The sequence below is a fragment of the Thalassotalea algicola genome, from assembly GCF_012932965.1.
Lineage (GTDB): Bacteria > Pseudomonadota > Gammaproteobacteria > Enterobacterales > Alteromonadaceae > Thalassotalea_F > Thalassotalea_F algicola.
The window spans coordinates 772,173-797,923 of sequence record NZ_JABBXH010000001.1 but is presented as its reverse complement, the minus strand read 5'-3'; the positions used below and the strand labels follow the sequence as shown (position 1 = coordinate 797,923).

The 25,751-nt window shown below is 40.0% G+C and carries 22 protein-coding genes and 2 riboswitches; of the genes, 12 read left to right on the top strand and 10 right to left on the bottom strand.

All coding sequences use genetic code 11. From position 1 onward, the window contains the following. Positions 1-57: 57 nt before the first annotated feature. The 3 genes from HII17_RS03645 to HII17_RS03635 are packed head-to-tail and all read left to right on the top strand — an operon-like array spanning position 58 to position 4,214. Complete coding sequence (locus tag HII17_RS03645) at positions 58-594, top strand: paraquat-inducible protein A (RefSeq protein WP_169073935.1); 537 nt, start codon at positions 58-60, stop codon at positions 592-594. Further along, complete coding sequence (locus HII17_RS03640) at positions 587-1,198, top strand: paraquat-inducible protein A (RefSeq protein WP_169073934.1); 612 nt, start codon at positions 587-589, stop codon at positions 1,196-1,198. Before HII17_RS03645 ends, HII17_RS03640 begins: the two co-directional genes overlap by 8 nt. After that, a complete protein-coding gene (locus HII17_RS03635; protein ID WP_169073933.1) occupies positions 1,191-4,214 on the top strand; it encodes a PqiB family protein in 3,024 nt (1,007 codons plus the stop codon). The genes HII17_RS03640 and HII17_RS03635 overlap by 8 nt, the downstream gene beginning before the upstream one ends. A 13-nt stretch (positions 4,215-4,227) precedes the next feature. Here the strand turns inward: HII17_RS03635 and thiE are convergent, their stop codons facing one another. The 5 genes from thiE to thiC are packed head-to-tail and all read right to left on the bottom strand — an operon-like array spanning position 4,228 to position 9,953. Then, positions 4,228-5,739 (bottom strand): thiamine phosphate synthase, encoded by a 1,512-nt coding sequence (gene thiE / locus HII17_RS03630; protein WP_235938626.1) that lies wholly within the window; start codon positions 5,737-5,739, stop codon positions 4,228-4,230. 6 nt (positions 5,740-5,745) lie between these two features. Then, the gene (locus HII17_RS03625; RefSeq protein WP_169073931.1) at positions 5,746-6,540 is read right to left on the bottom strand and encodes a thiazole synthase; all 795 of its coding nucleotides are present in this window, start codon (positions 6,538-6,540) and stop codon (positions 5,746-5,748) included. A gap of 3 nt (positions 6,541-6,543) precedes the next feature. Continuing rightward, positions 6,544-6,756, bottom strand: coding sequence for a sulfur carrier protein ThiS (gene thiS, locus HII17_RS03620; protein WP_169073930.1), 213 nt, complete (start codon positions 6,754-6,756; stop codon positions 6,544-6,546). Further along, positions 6,753-7,982, bottom strand: a complete 1,230-nt coding sequence (gene thiO / locus HII17_RS03615) for a glycine oxidase ThiO (protein WP_328824452.1) — start codon at positions 7,980-7,982, stop codon at positions 6,753-6,755. The genes thiS and thiO overlap by 4 nt, the downstream gene beginning before the upstream one ends. 6 nt (positions 7,983-7,988) lie before the next feature. After that, complete coding sequence (gene thiC, locus HII17_RS03610; RefSeq protein ID WP_169073929.1) at positions 7,989-9,953, bottom strand: phosphomethylpyrimidine synthase ThiC; 1,965 nt, start codon at positions 9,951-9,953, stop codon at positions 7,989-7,991. A gap of 87 nt (positions 9,954-10,040) precedes the next feature. After that, positions 10,041-10,139, bottom strand: a riboswitch (TPP riboswitch). 126 nt (positions 10,140-10,265) lie between these two features. On the opposite strand from thiC, the gene HII17_RS03605 reads away from it, so the two are divergent. Beyond that, positions 10,266-11,921 carry a M1 family metallopeptidase gene (locus tag HII17_RS03605; RefSeq protein ID WP_169073928.1) on the top strand — a complete coding sequence of 552 codons (1,656 nt, stop codon included), beginning with the start codon at positions 10,266-10,268 and terminating at the stop codon, positions 11,919-11,921. A 60-nt stretch (positions 11,922-11,981) separates the two neighbouring features. Here the strand turns inward: HII17_RS03605 and HII17_RS03600 are convergent, their stop codons facing one another. Then, positions 11,982-12,281 (bottom strand): c-type cytochrome, encoded by a 300-nt coding sequence (locus HII17_RS03600; RefSeq protein ID WP_169073927.1) that lies wholly within the window; start codon positions 12,279-12,281, stop codon positions 11,982-11,984. Positions 12,282-12,406: 125 nt separating this feature from the next. Between HII17_RS03600 and HII17_RS03595 the strand changes: the two genes are divergently transcribed. From HII17_RS03595 to HII17_RS03585, 3 genes are read left to right on the top strand one after another with little or no spacing between them, the layout of a single operon-like run. Next, positions 12,407-13,879: a protein adenylyltransferase SelO gene (locus HII17_RS03595; RefSeq protein ID WP_169073926.1), complete on the top strand. Its 1,473-nt coding sequence runs from the start codon at positions 12,407-12,409 to the stop codon at positions 13,877-13,879. Continuing rightward, positions 13,867-14,163, top strand: coding sequence for a DUF3630 family protein (locus tag HII17_RS03590; RefSeq protein WP_169073925.1), 297 nt, complete (start codon positions 13,867-13,869; stop codon positions 14,161-14,163). The genes HII17_RS03595 and HII17_RS03590 overlap by 13 nt, the downstream gene beginning before the upstream one ends. Positions 14,164-14,167: 4 nt before the next feature. After that, entirely contained in the window at positions 14,168-14,641 is a 474-nt protein-coding gene (locus tag HII17_RS03585) for a DUF523 domain-containing protein (RefSeq protein WP_169073924.1), read from the top strand. Here HII17_RS03585 and HII17_RS03580 read toward each other — a convergent pair whose 3' ends face one another. Beyond that, entirely contained in the window at positions 14,642-15,649 is a 1,008-nt protein-coding gene (locus HII17_RS03580) for a GGDEF domain-containing protein (protein WP_169073923.1), read from the bottom strand. It lies immediately after the preceding gene. 308 nt (positions 15,650-15,957) lie between these two features. On the opposite strand from HII17_RS03580, the gene HII17_RS03575 reads away from it, so the two are divergent. From HII17_RS03575 to HII17_RS03565, 3 genes are all read left to right on the top strand, one after another. After that, the gene (locus tag HII17_RS03575; protein ID WP_169073922.1) at positions 15,958-17,724 is read left to right on the top strand and encodes a DUF885 domain-containing protein; all 1,767 of its coding nucleotides are present in this window, start codon (positions 15,958-15,960) and stop codon (positions 17,722-17,724) included. Positions 17,725-17,943: 219 nt separating this feature from the next. Continuing rightward, positions 17,944-18,026: riboswitch (cyclic di-GMP riboswitch) on the bottom strand. A 157-nt stretch (positions 18,027-18,183) separates the two neighbouring features. Next, positions 18,184-20,019 carry a GGDEF domain-containing protein gene (locus tag HII17_RS03570; protein WP_169073921.1) on the top strand — a complete coding sequence of 612 codons (1,836 nt, stop codon included), beginning with the start codon at positions 18,184-18,186 and terminating at the stop codon, positions 20,017-20,019. A 25-nt stretch (positions 20,020-20,044) separates the two neighbouring features. Next, positions 20,045-20,617, top strand: coding sequence for a hypothetical protein (locus tag HII17_RS03565; RefSeq protein WP_169073920.1), 573 nt, complete (start codon positions 20,045-20,047; stop codon positions 20,615-20,617). A gap of 42 nt (positions 20,618-20,659) precedes the next feature. On the opposite strand, the gene HII17_RS03560 is transcribed toward HII17_RS03565, so the two are convergent. After that, entirely contained in the window at positions 20,660-20,911 is a 252-nt protein-coding gene (locus tag HII17_RS03560) for a hypothetical protein (RefSeq protein WP_169073919.1), read from the bottom strand. Between the two features lie 244 nt (positions 20,912-21,155). Between HII17_RS03560 and tesB the strand changes: the two genes are divergently transcribed. Next, the gene (gene tesB, locus HII17_RS03555) at positions 21,156-22,022 is read left to right on the top strand and encodes an acyl-CoA thioesterase II (RefSeq protein ID WP_169073918.1); all 867 of its coding nucleotides are present in this window, start codon (positions 21,156-21,158) and stop codon (positions 22,020-22,022) included. Here tesB and HII17_RS03550 read toward each other — a convergent pair. Next, positions 22,019-23,257: a mechanosensitive ion channel family protein gene (locus tag HII17_RS03550; protein WP_169073917.1), complete on the bottom strand. Its 1,239-nt coding sequence runs from the start codon at positions 23,255-23,257 to the stop codon at positions 22,019-22,021. The two genes, tesB and HII17_RS03550, sit on opposite strands and share 4 nt — an antisense overlap. A 3-nt stretch (positions 23,258-23,260) precedes the next feature. Then, a complete protein-coding gene (locus tag HII17_RS03545) occupies positions 23,261-24,157 on the bottom strand; it encodes an acyltransferase (protein WP_169073916.1) in 897 nt (298 codons plus the stop codon). Positions 24,158-24,646: 489 nt separating this feature from the next. Here HII17_RS03545 and proB point away from each other — a divergent pair, with 489 nt between their 5' ends. Then, positions 24,647-25,747, top strand: a complete 1,101-nt coding sequence (gene proB, locus HII17_RS03540; RefSeq protein WP_169073915.1) for a glutamate 5-kinase — start codon at positions 24,647-24,649, stop codon at positions 25,745-25,747. Positions 25,748-25,751: the final 4 nt, after the last annotated feature.

Here is a 25,751-nt window from a genome sequence, read left to right as displayed (position 1 = left end):
ATTTGTCCGCAGTGCGACCTGTTATCCCGTGCGCCCAATTTGGAGCAGGGTCATAAAGTGGTTTGCAAAAGGTGTGGCGCCAAGTTATATGAATGTAAAACTAACTCTATTGATCGCACCTTGGCATTATCATTAGCCGGATTGATTTTAGCACTACCCGCAATGTCGTTACCTATCATTGGTGTCGGTGCCGTTGGCCTACTAAATTATTCTTCATTGCTTGAGTGTATTCACCAGCTCATTAATAATGGCTATCAAGGAATAGCGTTGTGTATTTTCCTTTTCACGATAGCAATTCCTGTCGTAAGACTGTTTGCTGCAACATATATTACTTGGTCTATTAAATTTAACCGAGTTACCCCTGCACTACTGAACTTTTTCCGCTCATATCACCAGCTTGATAGCTGGACAATGCTGCATGTGTTTTTGCTTGGTATAGTCGTTTCTATGTATAAGCTAGTTGACTTAGCAGAGTTGCATGTGGGGGTTGGTTTTATTGCATTTGTTTCACTATTAATTTGTTCTACAACCATATCGGTAACACTGGATCATCACTTGATTTGGGATCGACTGGAGCAAAGCTTAGATGAATAAAACGGCGAAAAGTGAAGGCCTTAGCTTATGTCCCAAATGCTATAAAGCCAATGCATTTGTAACTGGCCGACATAAATGCCAACGATGCAACGCAACGTTTTATCAGCGAAAGCCTCGAAGTATTGAATACACAATAGCTTGGACGATAGCTGCTTTAGTGATGTTTATTCCAGCTAACTTAATGCCAATTATGGTGTTTACTGCGTTAGGCAATGTAGATGCCTCTACTATACTTGGCGGTATTCAAACATTCTTGAAACTTGGGATGTACCCAGTAGCAATAGTCGTTTTTATTGCTAGTTTTATTGTGCCTTTAGGAAAAATTTTAGGCTTGGTGATATTGGTACTAGGTGTAAGAAAAGGACCTGGCTTGAAGTCAGAGCAACGCACTAAGCTTTATCACGTTGTCGAGTTTTTGGGACCATGGTCCATGCTTGATGTATTTGTGGTCGCATTAATGGCGGCTGTGGTGAATCTTGGCTTTTTGACCTCAATAGAGGCAGGTCCGGGAATTACTTATTTTACTTTAATGGTAGTGTTTACCATGTTTGCTGCCGAAAGTTTTGATCCTCGATTGTTATGGGACAGTGAAAAATATGAATAATAATACACCCGATGAAGGGTCAATGGTTAAAGTGGTGAAGCGAGAAGGAATTTCTGCTGTATGGTTAGTGCCATTTATCGCTTTGCTCTTTGGTGGTTGGTTGCTAATAAAAGCGGTTGCAGAGCGTGGTGTTTTTATAACGGTTCAATTTGATAATGCTAATGGCATTGTCGTTGGTAAAACGGAGGTTCGATATAAAGGCTTAACCGTAGGTAAAGTGGTCGATATAGAAGTATCTGAGGATTTGCAAAAAGTCTTAGTCGAAATTGAAATGATTGCCGAGTCAGAAGCGGCAATTACGGATAAAACACAATTTTGGTATGTGACTGCAGATATTTCTTTTGCGGGCGTAAAAGGGCTCGATACGTTGTTGTCGGGTAGCTATATCAATATGAAACCTGATGTTACGGGATTGGGTAACTCTCAAAGAGAATTTGTTGCGCTTGATGAAGAGCCTCCTCTTGATGAAAGTGTTGAAGGGTTACACTTGGTATTGACGACGAATAAGTTAGGGTCAATAGCTAAGGACTCCCCAATTACTTATAAGCAAATTAAAGTAGGTTATGTTGCCGGATATCAATATGACGAACAACTGAGTTTAGTTAAGGTAAACGTATTTATTGAGCCAGAACACGCCCACTTGGTAAAAGAAAATTCTCGATTTTGGAATGCGAGTGGCTTTAGTGTTACCGGTTCTATAACTTCAGGTATTAATATTCAAACAGAGTCTCTTGCCTCTATTGTAACGGGCGGTATTGCTTTTGATACGGATGAACAAGCAATAGAAAAACCGGTTGCAAAAAATCACATGACTTATGAATTACATAGTAATTTTCAAGAAGCAGAGATGGGGCATACCATCACACTAGATCTTGCATGGGATGCTGATATTGATATTGGCGCGCCTATTGTTTACCAAGGCATAACGCTTGGAAAGCTAGAAAGCTTTACTGATATTGATCCTGAGACTCGAAAAATACAGGCACAAGCTAAAATAAACCCAAGAGTTAGACGCTATTTAACCACGGAAACACAGTTTTTCTTAATAAATCCGCAGTTAGATTTAGGTGGCGTAACCAATATGCATCGTATGCTAACTGGATCTCAAATTGGTGTAAGGCCGTCAGGTGAAGGGGAGATTTCGAGTCGTTTTAAAGTGTTCAACCAAAAGCCTGCGTATAAATATAAAGAGCCGGGTTTACATATTGTCTTGGAAAGTTCAGGTGTATATTCATTAAATGCCGGTGATGGAATCTATTACAAGCAACAAGCAGTTGGTAGCGTTCAGGCAATTGAAAATACAGGGCCAAATCAGTTTCTAGTGCATATCTTTATTAAGCCGCAATATCAAAACTATGTCAGTAAAGATAGCCGCTTTTGGAATGCTAGCGGCTTTAGGTTTACAGGTGGCTTACAAGGGTTTGAATTACAGGCCCAGTCTCTGCAAAGCATTATCAAGGGTGGCATTGCGTTTGATAAGGGTAATAAGCAAGTCGAGCAAAAACCGATGAATGGTGATCGTTTTATATTGCATGCCAATAAAGATATGGCAAAAGAGCGATTGCCGTTCGAATTAGCCGTGGCAAATGCAAAAGACATTAAACGAGGTACCCGTATTATGCACAGAGGTGAGTTAATTGGCTCTGTGCATCATATCGAACGCCGAGAAGGCAAAGCTTATATGACCGCTGGTTTGTTGCCACAACATGAATATGTACTTCGCGAAGGTAGTTTGTTCTGGTTAGTTAAAGCGGATATTTCATTATCAGGACTCACCGATACTGACGCGCTATTTGGTGGGAACTATATAGGTGTTAATGCGGGTGAAGGGCAAATCAAACGTCATTTTGTTGCCCATTTAACACCGCCCAAAAAACCAGTTTCACATCGTGGATTACAACTTAGAATAAATGCTGAAAGCGCCAGTGTCGTAAATTCGGGTAGCCCAATAAGTTATCGTGGCATTACGGTTGGTCAAGTTGACAACATAGGAATAGAGGCTTCAGGTGCGAAAGTGGCGATCAATATCACTATTGATGAAGAGTATCGTCATTTTATAACGCCTTACTCTAGGTTTTATAACGCTAGTGGCCTAACAATTTCAGGTGGGTTGAGTAACTTTGTTGTTAAAACTGAATCTGCAGACGCCATGTTAACGGGCGGAATTAGTTTTTATAACCCTGAGCAAACCGAAGGAGATTTAAATGTTGCCGAAGGGGACACTTACTCACTATTTGATAATTTACAACATGCACAGAGCGCTGGTGAGGTAGTAAGTATTTACTTCAATGAAATCTCTGGTCTTAAATCAAATATGAAAATTAAATTTAAAGGGCAAGATATTGGGTTCATAGAGCGAGTTATATTTGATACTAAAGGTTATGGAGCTACGGTTGTAGCTTATTTAAGTGATAGTGGCCAAAAGTTCGCAGTGACCAATACAAAATTTTGGTTAGAGCAGTCGGAAGTCGGCTTGGTCGGTAACAAAAACATTGGCGCAATATTAAGTGGTGGCTTTGTTAATGTAATCCCTGGTTCGGGCGGGAAACAACGAGAGTTTGTAGCAGAAGATATTGCCCCTGTAGTTGAGCGTTTACCTTATGGGTTAAATATAAAATTGGTTGCTGACCGACTAGGTTCGGTGCGTGTAGGCAATCCAGTACTATATCGTCAAGTACCGGTTGGCAAGGTAATTGGTGTTGGTTTATCTAATAGTGCTGACAAGGTAGACATATATATCAACATTGCGCAGCGATACGCAAAATTAGTTACGAGCAATAGTGAGTTTTGGAATACTAGCGGGGTCACCATAGATGCAGGTTTGTTGTCAGGAGTGAAAATAGATTCCGAGTCTATAGAAACGCTTATTGCTGGAGGCATTTCATTTGCGACTCCAGAACGTGAAGGCGCTGATTCAATGACCGCTGTCGAAAACGGGCACACTTTTACTCTATATCCTGAGTTTAAGGATAAATGGTACGACTGGGCGCCGAAAATACCGATTGGAGCCCAGTAACTGTCAGCGCAATTTAAATATAGTTATTTGCAATCGCTTTAAGTCGCTTAGTTGCTTCAATGTAGCACTCTGCTTGGGTGATTGCAGTCACAACTGCAATGCTATCAACACTGGTAGACCACACATCGGACGCATTAGTTAAGTTAATACCGCCAATTGCAACTACTGGAATATCAGTCGAAATGTTCAGTATTTGCTTAAGGTTAGTTAACCCTTGGATCTGGCCCGTCATGTCTTTTGTTTTTGTAGGGAATATTGCACCAATTGCTAGGTATGATGGCTTCAGCTGTTGTGCTAATAAAAACTCATAAATACCGTGAGTACTAATGCCTAATCGAATGCCTGACTGCTGAATTTTTGCTAGGTCTGCTTGGTAAATATCTTCCTGACCCAAATGAATACCGTAGGCCCGATGCTTAATTGCCAATTGCCAATGATCATTTATAAACAATCGCGTGTTTGGGTAGTTGTTAGCTAACTCTACCGCTCTTTCTATAATAGCGTCTAACTCGTTTTCAGGCTTATTCTTTACTCTAAGCTGAATAATCGTTAATTCTAACGGTAATAACTTTTCTAGCCACTCTATTGAATCAACTACTGGATATAGCCCTAGACTTTGATTACCGTCTCGTTTCATTCCTAGTTCAGCAAACGGCGAAGTTGGATAAGATAAAAGTGGCTGAGTAAGTTCTATCTGCGGAAAAATACTAGGTTTAGTAGGTAACTCGGTTTGTTCGAACGCACCATAGTATTGAATGCGACCGTCGTTTGCTATCATGCCTTGTTGCATAAAGGCTTTGGTAATCGTAAGTGCATCGCGTAGCAGATAGCCTTTACTGAGCAGAGCAGCAATAGCGGAAGCGAAACTACAGCCACCACCATGAGTATAGTCGGTATTAATGCGCTCTGAACTTATGCTGTATTTGCTTCTTAATTGTTTGGGCTCGGAAAATTGATAGCCATAATCAACACAGAATTCCTCGTCAGTATGACCACCTTTAATAACGGTATTATTTATCCCGAATGTAGAAAATTTATCGGCTATGTCATCAACAGCGCCAAGATAAATGCCAGTGAGTTTTTCTGCTTCTGTCATGTTTGGGGTTAATACGTCGATTACTGAAAACAAGTGATGCAGCGCGTCTTTGGTGACTTCGGTTGTTACTCCTCCAACGGTGGCTGCTGCGACGGGATCGTAGACCACAACCAAATTGACATTATCTGCCTTTAACTCGGCGATTTTTTCAATTAGCCAGTAAATTTGCTCATCGGTGGCAACCATACCGATTTTAATTGCATCAGGTAGTTTATCTTCTATTAGCAGCTGATATTGCTGTTCTAATATCTTGATGTCGACAGGATTAATTGTGAGTAATTCTTCCGAATTTTGTACTGTGTTAGCGGTGATGAAGGCGCAAGCTTCAACGGCAAAACAATGTATGGTACGTAAGTCTGCGGCAATACCTGCGCCGCCTGAAGGGTCGTGTCCAGAAATAGTCCAAACGATAGGTTTATTTTTATTCATATTCATCTAGGTTTGATGCCAAAACGGTGTATCTAGCGTAGGCGTCGAAGGATGTGCTGTTTGACGTTGCGCCATAATACCAGCTAAGTAAGCTTGCTCGCCAGCATCTATTGCAGCTGCAAATGCTTGTGCCATCATGATTGGGTTATCTGCTAGCGCTATCGCCGAATTGAGCAAAATACCGTCGTAACCCATCTCCATGGCTAAACAAGCATCTGAAGGCTTGCCGATACCAGCATCTAAAATTAATGTTGCATCGGGTAAGCGCATGCGAATAGTTTCTAAATTATAAGGGTTCATTAGCCCTTTCCCTGTGCCAATTGGAGAAGCCCATGGCATGATGACCTGACAACCTAAGTCGTATAAACGTTGACAGATCACTAAGTCATCGGTGCAATAGGGCAGCACCTTAAAGCCCAAAGCAATAAGCTGCTCTGCTGCGTTAAGTAACTCGATCGGATCTGGCTGTAAATTGTAATCATCGCCGATAGTTTCTAGTTTAATCCAGTCAGTGTTAAATATTTCGCGGCTCATTTGCGCCAATGTCACCACTTCTTTTGCTGTTTTGCAGCCAGCAGTATTCGGTAATAAGTGTCCGTTGGTTTGGGCTGTAATATCTTTAATATATTGCCAAATCTTCGCGCCGGCCTGCTGTGCTGGATTTTGCCTTTTAAGCGATAAGGTTATTACCTGACTACCACTAGCAATTATGGCGTTTTTCATTACCTCAGGTGATGGGTAAAGCGCACTTCCAATTAATAATCGGCTATTAAGGTGTTGACCATAAATGTTCAATGCCATTGCCTAACCTCCTTGAATTGGTAGAAAAATATCAACACAATCGTTACTAGCAAGCGGTGTTGTCGTGTAATTATCTTTTGCGATGAAGCTGCTGTTTACTGCGACTGCAAAACTTTGCTTTCTTTCCAGTGCAGATAAATGCCATTGCAGTGCATCTGCAACCGTTGGTTTATCGCAGGGTAACTTGGTTTCTTCACCGTTTATTTTTATGTTCATAGGTTACTTTTAATTCTTCGGGGAGTTGTTTTTTCTTCTATCGCTAAAAGCGAGTGGTAGGGTGATTCAGCTAAAGGTTGACTTGGTTGACCACCCAAGGTTAAAAGTCGTTGTTCGATAGCAAATTCAAGTTGAGCCAATACAATCGGCGCAACTAAAAAGCCATGACGATATAGTCCATTTACTTGAGCGATACGGGTATCAATAAAAATTTGCGGTTGGTTATCGCTAAACGCTGGGCGCAACTGTGTAACATGTTGTCTTATATTAGCTTCGGCAAACCCTGGATGCACACTGTAGGCCGCGCTTAATAGCTCCATTGATGACCGAACTGTCATTGGCGCTAAATCTTCACTTTCAACTTCGGTCGCGCCAACTACATAAAACCCTTTGGTTTTCGGTGCAATATAAAGTTGATATCGAGGGTGCATTAGCCGGATAGGCCGCTTTAGTTCTATATGCGGTGCATATAACTGAAAAAGCTCCCCTCGCACGGCGCGTAAATCTGATAACGGCTTAGCTTTAGTGGTATTTTCACGTGCACCACTGCCTCGGCAATCGACGATAAAATCATATGATGTTTGATGCCTAGCTTGGTTAATAGCTTGGCCTTGCTGATAATCGATGGTGACACTACTTTCGTGCTCGTCAATGCTTAAAACCTTGCTATGTTCCTGCCAAACAACGCCCGCTAATTCGAGCTGCTTTTCTAAGGCAATAAGCAACTTTCGATTACCTAGCTGCCCTTCTTCTGGCAAAAATAGACCTTGGTTGAAGCTGCGGCCTAATTCCGGTTCAAGGGCTAATAGCTGTTCGCGATTCAACTTTTTAAGTGCATATTGCGAGTAGTTGCTCTCCAAGAAGCGAGTAAACCGTTGATAGTCACTTAGGTCTTGTTCGTGACTAACCACGATGGAACCTGCATGTTGAAAGTAAGTGTAGCCATCAAGCTTAGCCAAAATGTTTGGCCAACATTTAAGCGCGGCAAACCCCATTTCCACAATATTCGCAGGGCTATGCATTGCTTCTCCTAGCGGAGTTAGCAGCCCTGCTGCGGCATATGCAGCACTGTTTTTACCAGCTTTACTGTCTTTATCAAACAAGGTCACCTGATGACCTTGTTCTAATAACGACAAAGCGATTAAACGGCCCATAAGTCCAGCACCAATAACGGCAATATTGGTGCTGAAATGCTTGGAGGTCTGCTGCTCTGAGTGAATGTTCACAGTTAGCTACTTTACTTGATGATAAATTTCACTACCTGTCGCTTTAAACTCTGCTGACTTTTCAGCCATGCCTTGCTCAAGCGATTGACTATCCAACTCAATCGTTTCATTGAGTAGCTTTATTTCTATAGGTTGTGCGCCTTCAGCTTCTAGTTTCGCAGCATAATCACGGACATCTTGAGTGATTTTCATTGAACAAAATTTGGGACCACACATTGAACAAAAATGCGCTATCTTGCCTGATTCTTGTGGCAGTGTTTCATCGTGATATTCACGCGCTCGCTCTGGATCTAGGCCTAAATTAAACTGATCGTGCCATCGAAACTCAAAACGAGCTTTTGATAAGGCGTTATCACGAATTTGTGCACCCGGATGTCCCTTGGCTAAATCACCAGCATGGGCGGCAATTTTGTAGGTGATTAATCCTTCTTTAACATCATCTTTGTTTGGCAGGCCCAAATGTTCTTTAGGGGTTACATAACAAAGCATTGCGCAGCCATACCAGCCGATATTTGCCGCACCAATACCCGAGGTAATATGGTCGTAGCCAGGTGCAATGTCAGTAGTTAGTGGACCTAATGTATAAAAAGGTGCTTCGTGACAATGCTTAAGTTGCTCTTCCATATTGGCTTTTACCATATGAAGAGGCACATGACCTGGTCCTTCGATCATTACCTGAACATCATGTTGCCACGCAATTTTAGTGAGCTCACCAAGCGTATGCAATTCAGCGAACTGTGCTTCGTCGTTGGCATCAGCGATAGAACCAGGGCGCAGCCCATCGCCCAGTGAAAATGCTACATCGTACTTTTTACAAATTTCACAAATATCTTCAAAATGCGTATATAGGAAGTTTTCTTTATGGTGTGATAAACACCACTTCGCCATGATAGAACCACCACGCGATACAATGCCAGTGACACGTTTTGCCGTCATCGGTACGTAGCGCAGTAGAACACCTGCATGAATGGTAAAATAGTCAACACCTTGCTCTGCTTGCTCAATTAATGTGTCGCGAAATACTTCCCAGGTTAGGTCTTCAGCAACACCGTTTACTTTTTCTAACGCTTGGTAAATAGGTACGGTGCCAATGGGTACTGGCGAGTTTCTAATAATCCACTCGCGGGTTTCATGGATATAACGACCTGTCGATAAATCCATTACCGTGTCAGCCCCCCATTTAGTTGACCAAACTAGCTTCTCTACTTCTTCTTCAATAGACGAAGTGACCGCTGAGTTACCGATATTTGAATTCACTTTGATTAAGAAGTTACGACCAATAATCATTGGCTCAGATTCTGGGTGGTTAATGTTACATGGAATTATGGCACGGCCTTCTGCCACTTCTTTTCTGACAAATTCCGCGGTAATTTGTTCTGGCATCTCGCTGCTGCCAACGATAGCGCCGAAGCTTTCACCTTGATGTTGCTGTTTTAAAATTTCATCTTTCATTTCAGCACGTTTAGTGTTTTCGCGAATCGCAATATATTCCATTTCTGGCGTGATAATACCTTGGCGAGCATAATGCATTTGCGTGACGTTTTTACCTACTTTTGCACTCCGAACTTTTGGTAAATTATCAAAGCGGATGTGGTCTAGCCCTTCATCAGCTAGACGTTGTTGGCTGTAACCAGAGCTTGCTCCTTCAAGCATTTCGGTATCGCCACGATTTGCGATCCATTCTGCTCGCAGTTTTGGTAGGCCTTGATGAACATTTACTTGAACCGAAGGATCTGTATAAACGCCTGAGGTGTCGTATACACGCACGGGTTCGTTAGGTTCAAAAATGGGGTTTTCTTCAGTGCCGCCGACAAAGGTATCGCCTACGGTAATTTCACGCATAGCTACTTGGATATCGTGAAGCTCACCTTGCACATAAATTTTATTGGAGTTTGGGTAACTTTGGCCTGAAACATTGTTGATAAAAGCTTCGGCTTGCTGACGTCTTTCGCGTCTTGATAATGAACTCATGGTCTCTCACCTGAAAATTATTAATATCAAAGGCGGAGCTCTAAGGTGTAAAACGAGGACGAAATAATGCCAATGATCTTGTGAGGCATAGGTTTCGCACTTGTTCCCTTCGCAGCAATTACACTGATCAGGTTCTACGGATCCCGCTTACGCGATCTCAGCCTTTTGGCACTCCGACAAGTTCGGTTAGCAGCTTATTGCTAGTTGCATAAGTTGCTAAGCTGGCAGAAAGATTACATAAAATGCTTGTAAGTGCAAGTAGTGCTAAGCTTAGGAGCAGAGCAAAAACTGCCTGTAAAAAAGGACATAATAATGAAAAATAGGCGAATTAATGAGTTACTCGTATTGTGTTGGCTGTTATTTTCTTTTAACTCAGCTGCTCAAGCACAAGAGATTTCTAGCGAGCGACAGAATGTTTTAAGGGGAAGTATTACCGAGCAAAGAGCTTGGTGGGATTTGCAGCATTATCAATTGTCGGTTGCGGTTGATATTGGGGAGAAACGATTTTCTGGCAGCAATCTGATTACCTACAAAGTGCTTTCAGACGTTAGAGAGCTTCAACTTGAACTTCAACAACCTATGGTTTTAGTTGCTGCTTATCAACAAGATACAAAACTTGCAATACGCCAAGAAGGATATAGCTATTTTATTACAACCGTAGCGGCAAATGAAGTTGGTAAAGAGTATCAATTGAGAGTTGAGTTTAATGGTCAGCCACATGCGGCAAAGAATGCCCCATGGGATGGCGGTGTTACTTGGTCAGAAGACGGTGGTGGAATGCCATTTATTGCCACGTCTAATCAAGGTATAGGCGCTAGTATTTGGTGGCCGAATAAAGATCATGGTTATGATGAACCGGATCGCGGTATTGATATGTTTATTGAGGTACCGCAGCCCTTTGTAAATGTCTCCAATGGGCGCTTAGTTAATGTCGAAGATAAACAAGATGTGGGTTCTCGAATATTTCATTGGCAGGTAAAAAGCCCAATAAATAATTATGGGGTGAATATTAATATTGCGGATTACGTTAATTTCTCCGAAGTATATCAAGGGGAAACTGGACCACTTGATATGGATTACTATGTGCTTCGTGAAAATGAAGATAAAGCACGCATGCAATTTAAAGATGTGCTAAGAACGATGCAGGCATTGGAGCATTGGTTTGGTCCGTACCCATTTTACCAAGACAGTTTCAAGCTCGTAGAAGTACCGTACCTTGGGATGGAGCACCAAAGCTCGGTCACTTATGGCAATGGCTACCAAAACGGGTACAAAGGTAGAGATTTGAGTGGTACCGATTGGGGACTTAAGTGGGATTATATTATTATCCATGAAATGGCTCATGAATGGTTTGCCAATAGTATTACGGCAAAGGATATTGCCGATCTATGGGTACAAGAAGGTTTTACAACTTATGCCGAAGGCTTATTCGTCGAATACCATTATGGTAAACAGGCGGGCGATGAATATCAGCAGGGATTGCGTCAAAATATCAATAACGATAAGCCTGTCATTGGTCCCTATCATCAACACAAAATCGGCTCTTTTGATATGTACCCTAAAGGAGCTGCGTTATTGCATACGATTAGGCAGGTGATTAATGATGATGATAAATGGCGAGAAATTTTACGGGGGCTTGGTACCACGTTTTATCATCAAACGGTATCTACAGCGCAAATAGAGCAATATATTATTGATCAGTCAGGCAAAGCGCTTGGCAGCCTATTCGACCAGTATTTACGAGATAATCGATTACCAATTTTAGAGTTTAGAATAAAAGGGCAACAACTTACTGCTCGATGGTCTAATGTGATTGAAGGTTTTGAGATGCCAATTCGTGCAAGTATTGGCGAACAAGAGCAGTGGTTTAATTTAACCACCCAGTGGCAACCGTTTGAATTGCATGAAGGTGAGTTGGTTTGGGATAACAACTTTTACATTGCTCAAGCCTTCCTTGCTCTACAATAACCAGGTATTGAAGAAATAAAAAAAGCGCTCATCGAGCGCTTTTTTTATTAAGAAACTAGCTTATTTTAAGCTTGCATAGTATGCCGAGATGTTAGCAATGTCTGCATCTGATAATGGCATTGCCATAGGCGCCATAACTGGGTCTTTACGAGAACCTGATTTGAAGTCTTTTAATTGCTTCACTAAGTATGCCTCTTTTTGGCCGGCAAGGTTAGGATACATTGGAACTGCTGAAATACCTGCTGCACCGTGACATGCTGCACACATGCCTGATTTTGCTTTACCCGCTGCAACGTCTGCTGCAAACGCCGGAGCTGCCATCATTGCTGCAGTTGCAATAGCAAGAGTCATTTTTTTCATAATGTCCGTCTCTCTTTAATGATTAGATTTATTCTGAGCCTTTATCAATTATAGGGAAAAAGGGCTAAGTTGTCCTTGATTTTTTTAGTATTATATCAAGAACCATTGTTACCTAAGTTGATAAGATGCTCAAGCCGATTGTATTAAACTTCGACAATCATTTACTCAAACATATGCCTTTCCAAGTTCGCAAAGTTAGGCCAACCCCTTTGGTAGGCTCACATATAGTTGCTGTAAGCGGCGATATGCTAACAGAGCTTGGCCTTACAAAAGATGATTTACATCAAACAAACTTTGTTGAAGTCTTTTCTGGTAAAGCATTACCTGAAGGCGGTTGTCACCACGCACAAGTGTATGCTGGGCATCAATTTGGACAGTTTGTTCCTCAATTAGGAGATGGCCGAGCCATTAGTTTAGGTGAAGTAAAAGGAAGCGAGTTTCTTCGTTGGGATGTTCAATTAAAAGGGGCAGGGCAAACGCCTTTTTCTCGTATGGGCGATGGACGAGCAGTATTGCGTTCGTGTGTTCGAGAGTTTCTGGCTAGTGAAGCAATGGCAGCACTTGATATTCCAACAACGCGAGCGTTAAGTATTATCGGTAGCAGTCAAGATGTTTACCGGGAACAAGTAGAAAAAGGTGCTGTGATGACTCGATTAGCACCAAGTTATATTCGATTTGGCCATTTTGAGTATTGGTTTCATCATGGAAAGAAAAGTGAGCTTAATCAGCTGGCAGATTACTGCTTAGCGACTTATTTTCCCGAATGTTTAACCGAGGAGAAGCCTCATTTAGCTATGCTGCAAAAAATAGTGCAATCTACTGCAGAGCTTATTGCGTTGTGGCAAGTACATGGTTTCGCCCACGGTGTAATGAATACCGATAATATGTCGATTTTAGGCTTAACGATTGACTATGGACCTTTTGGCTTTTTGGATGATTATGATCCTAAGTTTATCTGTAATCACTCAGATCACACGGGTCGCTATGCTTTTGAGCAACAACCAAGTATCGGTTTATGGAATTTAAATGCGCTAGCGGTAACGTTTTCAGATTGGTTGTCTGTCCAAGAAATTACTCAAACATTAAGTCAATATGAGCCGATATTTGTTCGGCATTACTTACAATTGATGCAGAAAAAGTTGGGCTTTAGCCATTGGCAGGAGGATGACCAGTATGTGTTGGGAGAATGGTTGAACTTATTGACTAAACACAAAGCTGATTACACCTTGAGTTTTCGACAACTCAACCAAGTGTTTGTTAAAGACAGTGAAAATGAACATTGCCAAGTACTTTTATCACAATTTTCGGGTGATAGTGCTGCGATTAGTTGGTTAAATAAATACCGTCAACGATTGTTAGAAGATGAATTTGCAGATAAAGCTCGTCACCAGCTGCAAAACCAATACAATGCAAAATATATACTAAGAAATTATCTTGCACAGCAAGTGATAGAGGAAGCTGAGCAAGGTAACTATCAAATGCTTAATGAGTTACAAAAAGTGCTAAAAGCACCTTTTGATGAGCAACCTGATTTTGAAAAATATGCCATTCAATCACCAGATTGGGGAAAATCATTGGAAATTTCATGCAGCAGTTAAATTCTGAAAATATTTTCTTTACACAAGATAATATAGAAATTCGCTTATCAGAATCCTTCGACGATGAAGATATTCAATCGTTGGTAAATCTAGTGTTGAATGAGGTAGATGGCGCAAAAATAATTGAACATATACCAGGAGCAGATAGGTATAACGTAAGATTTACTGTGTTGGCGAGTAACTTTGTACTTAACTTTGAGGTTTATAGTCAGTCTTGCTGGATTGAGCTTGAATCGGGTGATGGTGAAGAGCTGGTTAAACTAAATCAGTTAATAAAGAAATAATAATATGGAAAAAATACTAATTAGTGCTTGTTTCCTAGGTTTAAATGTTCGTTATGACGGCAAAGCAAAAGCATTGTTAAATCGCACTATTACAGACTGGCGTCGGCAAGGGAGGCTTATTGTTGTTTGCCCAGAAGTTGCGGGAGGCTTAGCTGTACCAAGAGAGCCGGCTGAAATAAATAGAGATACTGGCCAAGTTATCACGCAGCAAGGCGCAGATGTCAGCGCTGCCTTTAAATCAGGTGCTGAACATGCGCTATATTTGTGCCAACAACATAACATTCGTTATGCATTGCTTAAAGAATCAAGTCCTTCGTGCGGAAGCTCCAGGGTTTACGATGGGACGTTTAGTGGGAAAAAAATTGAAGGTAGAGGAATTACCGCACAACTACTTGAAAAGCATGGTATTCAAGTATTTTCTGAGCAAAATTTTAACGATTTGGTTGCACTATTTTCCGTAGATGCAAACGGTGTATAGTTAGGCTATCGCCACTTTGTTTCGACCGCCGTCTTGGGCACAGAAGAGTGCCTTTTTGGTGCGTTTAACTAAAGTATTGAGAGTTTCACGACGTTGAAATTCACTAACACCCAATGAGATGGTCATTTGTGGTAATCGTATCCCTGATTTACTGCTGATGAAGCGAATCTTTTCAACGCCTTGGCGAATTTTTTCAGCGATTTCACCGGCTATATTCATTTCGACATCTGGTAGCAGTATCAGGAATTCTTCATTGCCTGTACGTACAGGTAAACCGCTTTCGCCGACATAGTTACTCACTTTATTGGCAATTTTAGATAAGATGACATCACCAATGAGTGAGCCAAATTTTTCGTTAAAATCTTTAAAGTGATCAACATTAATCACTACCGCGGCAATTTGACGGTCAGGTGCTTCTGTCACCCAAGCTTCAAAGTGTTTAGTGAGTGCTTTTTTATTGTAAAGTCTAGTGATCGGATCTAAATAAATTTCTTTGCGAGCAGCAGCAAACTCATGTTTTAACGCATTTGTTTTTTGCTGTGCGGCTAATAGCTGCTCTGTTAACTTTTGTTGCTGTTGTTTAAACTTTAAGGCCGCTTGCTTTAATTGATTAATTGCCTGCTGCTGTTGCTCATCATTGCCATTGCTTATCACGCCAACATTGTTTTCTACATTTTCAAGGAACTGTTGGCTTTGAACGGTCGACTGTAAACAAGTGTCTTTAACCTGATTAGTGACTTTATCAACATCATCAAACATCTCGTCACGAAATTCACTCTGTCCTAGAATGTATTGCTGATAAGTCTCTTCAATAATGAAGTTGTCTAAATGCTGGTGGTTAAAGAGGTGTTGATCAATTTTGGTAATGAGCGGAATGTTTTTTTCACTGATATATTCATAGGCAATTGCATAATTTATTGGGGCAGCTGACAACTGCCACTTAGCGAGCTGCTTAAGTGCCTTTGTCATTTTTGCTTCTGCTTGTGCTATCGAATCATGGTGTTTCAATGATTCATCCCAATAAAATCAATATCCGTAGACCATTCTGTCTAAATTTCAAGAAAACTTCTAGTTTTGCATGCAATTTTTACAATAAAAATTGTAACCGAGCCAAATTGCTTCATTTATCAGCAATTACTGTCACAATATTAGGCAAGTTAATAATTGAATATTGTATGCGTGCAAGTAGAATGGTCACACCTTTATCTATGCCTATAAAAACGAAGTAGCGCAAAGGTTACTGCGCTAAGTGACAATGAGAAGCAGTTTTATAATCCCTTTGACACTCCAAAAATAGAATAACGTTGGAATTTATCATGAAATATTTACATATAATCTTGGCTTTTCTGCTTGTTGCATGTAGTCAAACTACGCAGAAGCAGAAGATAGATGCCAATGAACAGCTGGCCGGTGTGATTGCCAACTATCATAGCTACGAAGAACAAAGCAGCCCATATAATAAGCCAGAGGCTGGAGCAAGTAATGCACAGCTTCCAGACATGAGTTCGAAGAAGTTAGCTGCAAATCATCAAAAACTAAAGGCTATCTTTGAGCAAGTTAACGCAGTGGATATAACAAAGTTAGATGATAACAATAAAATTAGTTGGTCCGTTTTACACTATCGCATTAAAAACCAACTCGACAGTTATTTAAACAATGAGTACTTGATGCCACTTACGGCAGAGTCCGGATTTCACGCTTACCTAAGTTTTATCACGCGAATGGTCGCGTTTAAAACGGAGCAAGATTACATCGATTACTTGAGTCGATTAAATCAAGTGCCAAATTACTTCTCGCAGCAAATGGCTTGGATGCGTTTAGGTATCGAAAAAGGCTATACCCAGCCGCAGATCGTACTAGAAGGATTTGAAGACTCAATCAAAGCATTCATCAAGGAAGATGTTACACAAAGTGCTTATTACCAGCCGTTTAAAGCGATGCCATCACACCTTGATGAAGCAACGCAAGCAAACTTAAAGACGCAGGCTAAATCGGTAATTTTGGAAAAAGTATTCCCAAGTTATCAGCAATTTTATGACTTTATGGTTAATACCTACAAACCAAATGCGCGTAAAAACATTGCTGCAAGCAGCCTCCCAAACGGCAAAGCTTATTATGATAATCGCGTAAAACACTTTACTACACTAGATATGACAGCAGACGAAGTTCATGAAATTGGCTTAGCTGAAGTAAAAAGAATTCGCGGTGAAATGCAGACCATTATTGAGCAAGTTGGCTTTGAAGGCAGTTTTGCTGATTTTGTTGAATTTCTGAGAACAGATGAACAATTTTATGCAAAAACGCCTGAAGAGTTACTAAAGGAAGCATCTTTTATAGCCAAGAAAATGGATGCAAAATTACCAGGCTTGTTTAAAACCTTACCTAGAACACCTTATGGTGTGATCGAAGTGCCTGCTAATATCGCACCCAAATATACAACTGGTCGATATTCTGGTCCTTCTCGAGATGATCAACCAGGTAATTACTGGGTGAATACCTATCGATTAGATCGTCGCCCTCTGTATGTTCTTGAAGCATTAACGTTGCATGAAGCTGTACCTGGTCATCACCTTCAAGGCTCGATTGCACGAGAAATGGAGAATGTACCTAAGTTTAGAAATCAAACATACATTTCAGCATTTGGCGAAGGTTGGGGACTTTATTCTGAATTTTTGGGTATTGAAGCTGGTTTTTATCAAGACCCATATAGTGATTTCGGTCGACTAACATATGAAATGTGGCGAGCTTGTCGTTTAGTGGTTGATACAGGTATGCATGTCAAAGGATGGTCCCGCGACAAAGCGATGAACTTTTTAGCAAGTAACACTGCGCTTTCACTGCATAATGTTAAAACTGAGATTGATCGCTATATCTCATGGCCTGGTCAGGCGTTGTCATACAAAATTGGAGAATTAACAATAAAACGCTTACGTAAGGAAGCGGAGCAAGCTTTAGGTGCTAATTTCGATGTTAGAGAGTTTCATGATCGTATATTAGAAAATGGTTCTATGCCATTGTCGATGTTAGAAAAAATTATTCGTCAGTACATTGCTGAAAAGAAACTATCTTTAGAAAAAAAATAAGATTGAACTGACAACTTTAGCAAGGTAGATGGCGAGTACGCTCGTCATCCTTTGTTTTTACTAGAAGGCTGAATGTATTAATACGCTGACGGTAAATTGGAATTGTTTAAGTTGAAATTAATTGATTTAAGAATAACAAAGGAAGGACACGCAAAGTTAACCGTGAGTTTGCCAGGTTTAAGAAAAACCTAATATAGATAAGCCCCCACTATATCTAAATTCGGTAGTTCCGCTGTCCTAGGTTTCCCCTTAGACCGGTAACTTTGCGTCTCTAGTTTTCACCAGATTTGCCTTTGTCGAGCTTTAGTTGCTCTGTAACCATTATAGTATAAAGATTTTTAACTTGTAAACGTTTTATTTTTTCGACGCTTTCGTACTGTTATTCATCGATTGGTAAAATCTAAGCAACGGGTTAGAATGCATTGAGTTTGTCGACTTTTTTGCAAAGGTAACGGCCACGTGAAAGCCAAGGTTTTGATCTGTTTATTTATTTTGTTGAGCATTGGCTTCTTCCAAAGTGCCGTGGCGCAACAAACCCGTGAGATAGTTAAAGAAAATACTGAGCGGGTTAGTCAGTTATATCAAGCGGATAAAGATGATTTAGTCTATGAACAAGTCGTTACACTTGCCACCGAAATCATTCAATATCGTCAACAATATCCTAAAGAAATTATTGCTCAAGCCTATGTGTTACTCGCCGAAGTAGCAAATAGTAAGGGAGATTCTGCACGCGCTTTCCAATTTGCCGTTGACGGCTTGACCTACAACCCGTTGCCAGTAGAAATACAGTTGAACTTAGAGATAAAAATAGCCGCAGGTTATTTTGTTAAAGGCCAATATCACAATGTTTTCCATTTTGTAGACCAAGTATTTAATCAAGCCAAGGAATACGGTTTGATTAAGTATCAACTGCTCGGTTTAGGCTATCGTGCAATGGCAAACGCTTTAATCGGCGAGAGCGAAAAAGCTTATGGTGATTTAGTTCATGTGAAAGAGCTAATTGATCAACATAGGCAATACGCAGAATATTTGGAGTTGTTGGAAGTTATTGCAATTTCCTATCATTATTTAGGGGATTATCAGACGGCCTTAGAAATGCATGAACGCATTCTTAAACTTAGATTTGCGCTTAATAAGCAAAATGGCATTGAAACGACCTACTACAACTTGGCTGGCGGCTATAAAGCAACTCACAGGTATGACGATGCCTATAATGCATACTGGGAAGTTAAGAAAATAGCAGAACAAGAAAATTGGCCAATTAAACGAGCTTATGCAGAGTTAGGGTTGGGGCAAGTCTTATTAGAACAGCAAGATTTTCAAAAAGCATATTTAGCGTTGATTGAAGCAGAAAATTCATTTAAAGGGCAAAACTTAAATAAACCTTATTTAAGTACGTTGATTGCCTTAACTAAGGCCAGCTATGCGACAAAACGAGAGACGTTTGCTCAGCAATTATTGATGCTAGCAGAAGAAATCTCGGAAATAGCAGAAGTCTCAAGTAGTCAAATTGACTTGTATCTATTGTTGTCCAATCATTATCAAAAGCAGGGTGAAACTAACAAAGCGTTAGACATGTTGAACCAATATGTAGAGCTTCAACGTCAATTTTTCAAAGGTAATCAACTCAAAGCAATTCAAGCTCCATCTACTTTAAGTATCGAAAATAGTAATAAAGAAATCGCCTTAGATTTAGCTGAAAGCTATGAAGCGCATACTGAATTTTCAGAGCGCCTAGTAGTACAAGAACGCTTGGTCACTATATTTTTAATGACCACTTTATTATTGGCCGTTATTATATTACTTCAGTGGTTTTCTTATCGTTCCAGAAAACAAAATTATGTTTATGAGCAATTAGAACGTCCTGCCTATATATTACCTTCCCCTGCTCAAACTAAATACATTTACCATCGAGCCTTTAAAAAAGCGCGTAAGTATGAATATCCGTTATCTGTAGGTTATTTGACAATAAGTAACTGGCAGGATTTAACGTTTAGTTTTAATAAAAAAGTGATTGGCGAAGTAAACAAAACGATAGCTACATTGATTAATGAACATGTTGGTGAATTTGACCAGACTGGGCAGATCAATGATGGTGAATATATTGTGTTATACCCTCACCAAACTAGCGAACAAGCGCAGGCTAAATTTGAAAAGTTGATTGAGGCATTAAAAGTAAGATTTTTTGCCAACTTAGGTGAGTTTTCGGTTAATATAAGATTCTCTATTGCTACGCCAACGGTACAAGATATAGACCCTTATATCTTTTTGTCTCGTTTAAGTGATGTGTCGTGAATTTAAAAATTAAGGTACGAGTAAGTTGATAGTATTAGCATTAATCGTTGTCGTAATATTTGTTGTTGTTAGTATATATTTTTATTTTCGCTCAGAGCGGTTGCAGCATGAATTGATGCAGCAAAAGCGTGAAAGCGTACAGACTCGAAAAGATTATAAATTATTAATGGATACACTTGCTGTTGTAGCAGCAAAGCAATCTGAATTTTATCTATTTCGCTATAATGCAACAAAAGAAAAAGCTGAAAAAATTGCCCCGACAATTGCCAGCGACATGGCGCTTATTTGGCCAATCGTGAACAACTATTCTGCTATCTTTCGCTCGTGCTCTTCGGGTAAAGAAAAATTAAGGCCTATTGTCGAAAAGTGCTTTGAAAGTTACAAAATTGGTTCGTTTAAAGAGTTTTTACGGTTTATCTCTGGGCAAGAGAAGCATATTAAACGAATGTGGGCGAGTGATAATTTAAATGGTTTTATGTCGATGATGGAGGCGCTTCTTACCGAACAGCAAGGTGAGCTAGCGAAAGTTAAACCGATAAAAAAGCAACCTAGCCAACCCCAGCCTACTGTAGAATTTCAGAAGTTTAATCAAGGTTGAGCAACTATAGATAATAAAAAAGCGCCTAAAGGCGCTTTTTTATTATCTAATCTGAATTTTGGGAGCCGTATTAATTTCACCATCTCCGGTAATAGTCGCTGCATTTCCATCGCATAATAATATGGCTAATCCGCCAGTATTACTTTCCCTTATAAATGCTAAGTCATAACCAAACTGAGTTAGGCTACTTGCAGCAAATTTTTGGGCTAAAGTAAGTTGGTCCCACAAGCCAGCTTGAATTTGTTCGTGATGCCTTCTTTCTAAAAGCACTTCACGTTCAGATGTAGCATGCATTTTCTGCCTCTATTTACGCTGTGTTGTTAATGGTTAACCACCACATTATCGAAACACTATATTACATTGATTAATATTTCAACACTAAAAAAGTATAAATAATAAAAAATTAAAATATAACGGCTAGTTAGCATTATTGATAATCTAATGGTCAGAGCAGTATGGCTTGTTTTTGTTTAAGTGCTATTTCCTATTAAGACAAGCGTTATATAATAGTTATCAGTTGAAATACAAAGGGTTTGTTATGAGTCAGGTACTAGACGATTTATTATCGTTACTTTCACTGGAAACAATTGAGCAAGGAATATATCGAGGTCAAAGCCAAGATTTAGGGTTTAAAGCGTTATTTGGCGGCCAAGTTATGGGGCAGGCATTGTCTGCAGCGCAGGAAACGGTTGCTCCAGAACGCTTAGTACATTCATTGCATTCATATTTCCTTAGAGCAGGAGATGCCAGCAAGCCTGTGGTATACGAAGTTGAAGAGCTACGTAATGGCCGAAGCTTTAGTGCTCGCCGTGTACAGGCTATTCAAAATGGTAAGCCCATATTTTATATGACAGCATCCTTCCAAGAGCCGGAGCCAGGCTTTGAACATCAAGATGAGATGCCTAATGTCGCACCTCCGGAAGATGTAGCGTCGTATCAAGATTTCATTTTTGCTAACCAACATATTTTGCCAGAAAATGTTAGAGGTAAATTTCTCGCAGAAAAGCCAATTGAATTAAAACCTGTAGAGCAATACAACTGGGTGTGTCCAGAAAAGATGCCGGCACAATGCAATATGTGGATTAAAACCAATGGCGACCTGCCTGATGATTTGCGGGTTCATATGTATATGTTGGCGTATACCTCAGATTTTCAGTTCTTACCTACGGCGCTCTTTCCACACGGACAAACACACTGGAATCCAAATTTTCAAATAGCGACTATTGATCACACTATGTGGTTTCATCGTCCGTTTAGATTTGACGATTGGCTGCTCTATTCGATTGATAGTCCGTCAGCGACAAGTGGCCGAGGATTAGTTCGAGGGCAAATATTCAATCGCCAAGGCGAGTTAGTGGCTTCGACTATGCAAGAAGGTGTTATTCGAAACCGCAAGCCAGCTTAGTTTTTCTGCCAATCAAAGCCGGTTGGGTGTTGGAATATTCGCAAACCAAACTCCGGTGCAATGGCATACAAATGATCAAAAATATCTGCTTGTATGCCTTCATAACTTACCCAATTTTGATCGTTACTGAAAAAATACAGTTCTAAAGGTACCCCTGTTGACGTTGGTGCCAATTGTCTCACCATACAAGTCATTTCATGGTGAACTTTTTTATGTTGAGCTAGATAAGCTTCAATATAAGCTCGAAAAGTTCCGATATTTGTTAACTGTCGTTGATTTAACTTATCTTCTGGGCTAATGCCATTTGCTTGGTGATGTTGGTTTATTTCTTCTGACTTCTTGGCTAAATATGGCTTTAATAAACTGATACTTGAAAGATGTTCGATATCTTCTTTTTGGCAAAACTTTACACTAGCAATATCAACTTTAATTGCGCGCTTTATTCGTCGCCCACCAGAATTAAACATATCGCGCCAATTTTTAAACGAGCCGCTAATTAACGCATAGGTGGGTACAGTGGTTACGGTTCTATCAAAATTTTGGATTTTTACCGTGTTTAAGCCAATTTCTAATACGTCACCGTCGGCGCCATATTGTGGTAGTTCTACCCAATCACCAGGTGCCACCATCTTATTGGCAGCAATTTGAATACTTGCAACTAAACCTTTAATAGTATCTTGGAAAACTAACAACAGCACTGCGGTTAATGCGCCAAGACCACTAAGTAAGAATATCGGTGAACGATCAACGATAACTGATACTGCTAAAATTGTAGCAATCAGGTAAATGGCAAGCTTGATCAGTTGTACGGTTGCATTAAGCGGTAAATAACGAGCTTTAGCTTTTGCTAAATAAATACTTTTTATTACATCAAGTATTGCGCAAATACAGCGGGCAATTTGAAAAATTATTGCTACTCGTGCCGCCACTTTAATAATAGGTATAAGCGCCGAAGACTCAGGCAATAAAAGCGGTGTTAATAAAAAAAGTAAGAAAAACGGAACAATTAGCGATATTTTACTGAATACTTGGTGTTGAACGAGTAAATCGTCCCATTGGTTTTTAGATTTTTCTACTAAGGTTCGAATCAACACCAGAATTCGATGCTTCACTATGTAGTGACTAGCAAGTGCAATGAATAACAGGGCGGCAAATCCAACTAAATGACTACCAAGTGGTAAATGTGCACTTGGCCAACCTAGTTGAGTGAGGGTCTGTGTTATCCATTGATTCATATGCTAGCTCCTATCAGCAATCATTTGTGCTAAGGTTTTATCCTTCTCTTGCCATAATTGATTAACCCAAGCTTGGAAGTTTTGTTTAAACTGCTTGTCGTTAAAATAATCGCCGATTATTTCTTTGGGAATATCGATTGTTTGTACATTAACATCGATTTCAGAAACTTTGCCATAAATGAAGTCTTTAAATGTTGGAATACCTTGCGGGTAATAGATAGTGACATTGACTATTTTGGTTAAGTGCTGCCCCATTGCGTCAAGTACAAAAGCAATACCACCAGCCTTTGGGCGTAATAAATGGGCAAACGGAGATTTTTGTCTTTTGTGTTTCTCGGCTGTAAAGCGAGTGCCTTCAATAAAATTCATCACACTAACTGGCTTATGCTTGAACTTTTCACAAGCCTTTCGCGTAGTTTCGATATCTTTACCAAGTAGATGTGGATTTTTCTTAAGGTATGCTTGGCTATACCTTTTCATAAATGGAAAATCTAGTGCCCACCAAGCTAGACCTAAAAATGGCACGTAGATTAGCTCTTTTTTTAAGAAAAATTTTAAAAAAGGCACTTTGCCATGTAACAGCCTTTGCAGCACTAAGATATCTACCCAACTTTGGTGATTGCTTAGTACTAAATACCAATCTTTCTTTCCTAATTTGTCTAAGCCCGACACTTTGTAGCTAACTTTGGTAAATAAATTTTGGATGCTGGTATTAACCGCTACCCAGTTACTTGCCATTTGATCTAGCAGGTAGCTAAACAGTTTTTGCCATCCCTTTATTGGCACAAGTGCTTTTAGAAACGAACAGATAACAATTGGTATTAACCAAAATAATGTATTGATTGCATATAATAAAAACGAAATAGAACCTTTAATTGGTCCAGGTAAAAAATTCAACATAATGCTTATTATTATTCGATGAAATAATCCTTAATTACATAACTTTGATTGTAAGGCTTTCTGACTAATTTGAAAATTGCTTTTATCATTGGTTAAAAAATAGTAAGTGGGGCAACTTGTTAGTTGGTTATTAAATAAAATTTGATAGTAAACAAGTGTTTTCGACCTTTTGATACCTCAAACTAAGTTAACTGACATCCATGTCATGGAAAAAGTCTGACTTTCATTTGGGCAATGTTGTTGCAACATAGATGCTCTCTATCTGTAATCGATAAAATATTCACAGGTCACTAAATAAACATGCTTTCAGCTACCTTGATTTTCGTAGCCTAAAATTCATGTTTTCAACTGTCAAAAATGCTTTTAATTTGATGGATATGCTTTAAACCGATTAAAAATAACTTTTTTGTTTATAAAAAGTAAAAAAGATGATTGCTATTTAGGCGTTTTTCACGTCATGCTATGGAAGACGAAAACAAAGGAGGAGCAATGAATTTTCAACGTGTTGTCATTAAAGTTGGTAGTGCCCTAGTCGCGCCTGAAAAAAATGGTTGTAGCGGCAAGTACTTACTATCAATAGCACGCTTTATCACCCAGTGTCATAGTGCTGGGAAAGAGGTAATCTTAGTTTCATCGGGCAGCGTGGCTGCTGGACGTGCATTAATACAACATGGCTCTCCCAATCCCTCCATCCCCACTAAGCAAGCAATGGCTGCAGTGGGGCAAATGAAAATGATGGCAAACTGGCAGCGATTTTTTGATGTGCCTTGTAGTCAATTATTGATAACCCATGGCGATTTAAAAGATCGTCAGCGTTATATCAATATTAAAAATACCATTCGCATACTATTGGAAAATGGTGTCATCCCTGTGGTCAATGAAAATGATACGGTAGCTACGGATGAACTGAAAGTCGGCGACAATGACAATTTAGCAGCTTTAGTTGCGTTAGTGAGTGAAGCTGACTGCTTAATGATTTTAAGTGATGTTGATGGTTTGTACGATCAAAACCCGAAAGATAATCCTGAGGCGAAATTATTAACCGAAGTCGCTGAGATCAACGATGCCATCTATAAAATGGCAAGTGGTACGACAAATCACATTGCAACAGGCGGTATGCAAACCAAAATACAAGCAGCGGAAAAAGCGACGGAAAATGGTATAGCGACTTTTATTGTCAATGGTGAAAAACCGCAAGTGTTTGAGCAATTGGTTGCCAACCAAAAACCAGGTACACACTTTTTAGCGAAGCAAGCACCGGTAAAAGCGAAAAAGCATTGGTTAAAACATACGTTAAAAAGTGCAGGTAAGGTCTCACTTGATGCAGGTGCAATTACTGCGGTTATCGAAAAGGGGGCATCGCTACTGCCTTCAGGAATAAACAGTGTTAGTGGACAATTTTCTGCAGGCGATTCGATCGATTTAATTAGTCATAGCGATCAGCGTGTTATTGCCAAAGGTATTAGCCAATATAGCCACCGTGATCTTGAAAAAATTAAAGGCGCAAATAGCAACCAAATAGACTTAATTCTTGGCTTTTGTCCTAGCAAGGTTATTGTTCATCGCGACGATATGGTGATACTCAGTTAAGGGT

Excerpts from the sequence above, each read along its gene's own strand:
- HII17_RS03640 (WP_169073934.1), top strand. The coding sequence starts at position 587 with ATGAATAAAACGGCGAAAAGTGAAGGCCTTAGCTTATGTCCCAAATGC.
- HII17_RS03635 (WP_169073933.1), top strand. The coding sequence starts at position 1,191 with ATGAATAATAATACACCCGATGAAGGGTCAATGGTTAAAGTGGTGAAG.
- thiE (WP_235938626.1), bottom strand. The coding sequence starts at position 5,739 with ATGAATAAAAATAAACCTATCGTTTGGACTATTTCTGGACACGACCCT.
- HII17_RS03625 (WP_169073931.1), bottom strand. The coding sequence starts at position 6,540 with ATGGCATTGAACATTTATGGTCAACACCTTAATAGCCGATTATTAATT.
- thiS (WP_169073930.1), bottom strand. The coding sequence starts at position 6,756 with ATGAACATAAAAATAAACGGTGAAGAAACCAAGTTACCCTGCGATAAA.
- thiC (WP_169073929.1), bottom strand. The coding sequence starts at position 9,953 with ATGAGTTCATTATCAAGACGCGAAAGACGTCAGCAAGCCGAAGCTTTT.
- HII17_RS03605 (WP_169073928.1), top strand. The coding sequence starts at position 10,266 with ATGAAAAATAGGCGAATTAATGAGTTACTCGTATTGTGTTGGCTGTTA.
- HII17_RS03600 (WP_169073927.1), bottom strand. The coding sequence starts at position 12,281 with ATGAAAAAAATGACTCTTGCTATTGCAACTGCAGCAATGATGGCAGCT.
- HII17_RS03595 (WP_169073926.1), top strand. The coding sequence starts at position 12,407 with ATGCTCAAGCCGATTGTATTAAACTTCGACAATCATTTACTCAAACAT.
- HII17_RS03590 (WP_169073925.1), top strand. The coding sequence starts at position 13,867 with ATGCAGCAGTTAAATTCTGAAAATATTTTCTTTACACAAGATAATATA.
- HII17_RS03585 (WP_169073924.1), top strand. The coding sequence starts at position 14,168 with ATGGAAAAAATACTAATTAGTGCTTGTTTCCTAGGTTTAAATGTTCGT.
- HII17_RS03575 (WP_169073922.1), top strand. The coding sequence starts at position 15,958 with ATGAAATATTTACATATAATCTTGGCTTTTCTGCTTGTTGCATGTAGT.
- HII17_RS03560 (WP_169073919.1), bottom strand. The coding sequence starts at position 20,911 with ATGCATGCTACATCTGAACGTGAAGTGCTTTTAGAAAGAAGGCATCAC.
- tesB (WP_169073918.1), top strand. The coding sequence starts at position 21,156 with ATGAGTCAGGTACTAGACGATTTATTATCGTTACTTTCACTGGAAACA.
- HII17_RS03550 (WP_169073917.1), bottom strand. The coding sequence starts at position 23,257 with ATGAATCAATGGATAACACAGACCCTCACTCAACTAGGTTGGCCAAGT.
- HII17_RS03545 (WP_169073916.1), bottom strand. The coding sequence starts at position 24,157 with ATGTTGAATTTTTTACCTGGACCAATTAAAGGTTCTATTTCGTTTTTA.
- proB (WP_169073915.1), top strand. The coding sequence starts at position 24,647 with ATGAATTTTCAACGTGTTGTCATTAAAGTTGGTAGTGCCCTAGTCGCG.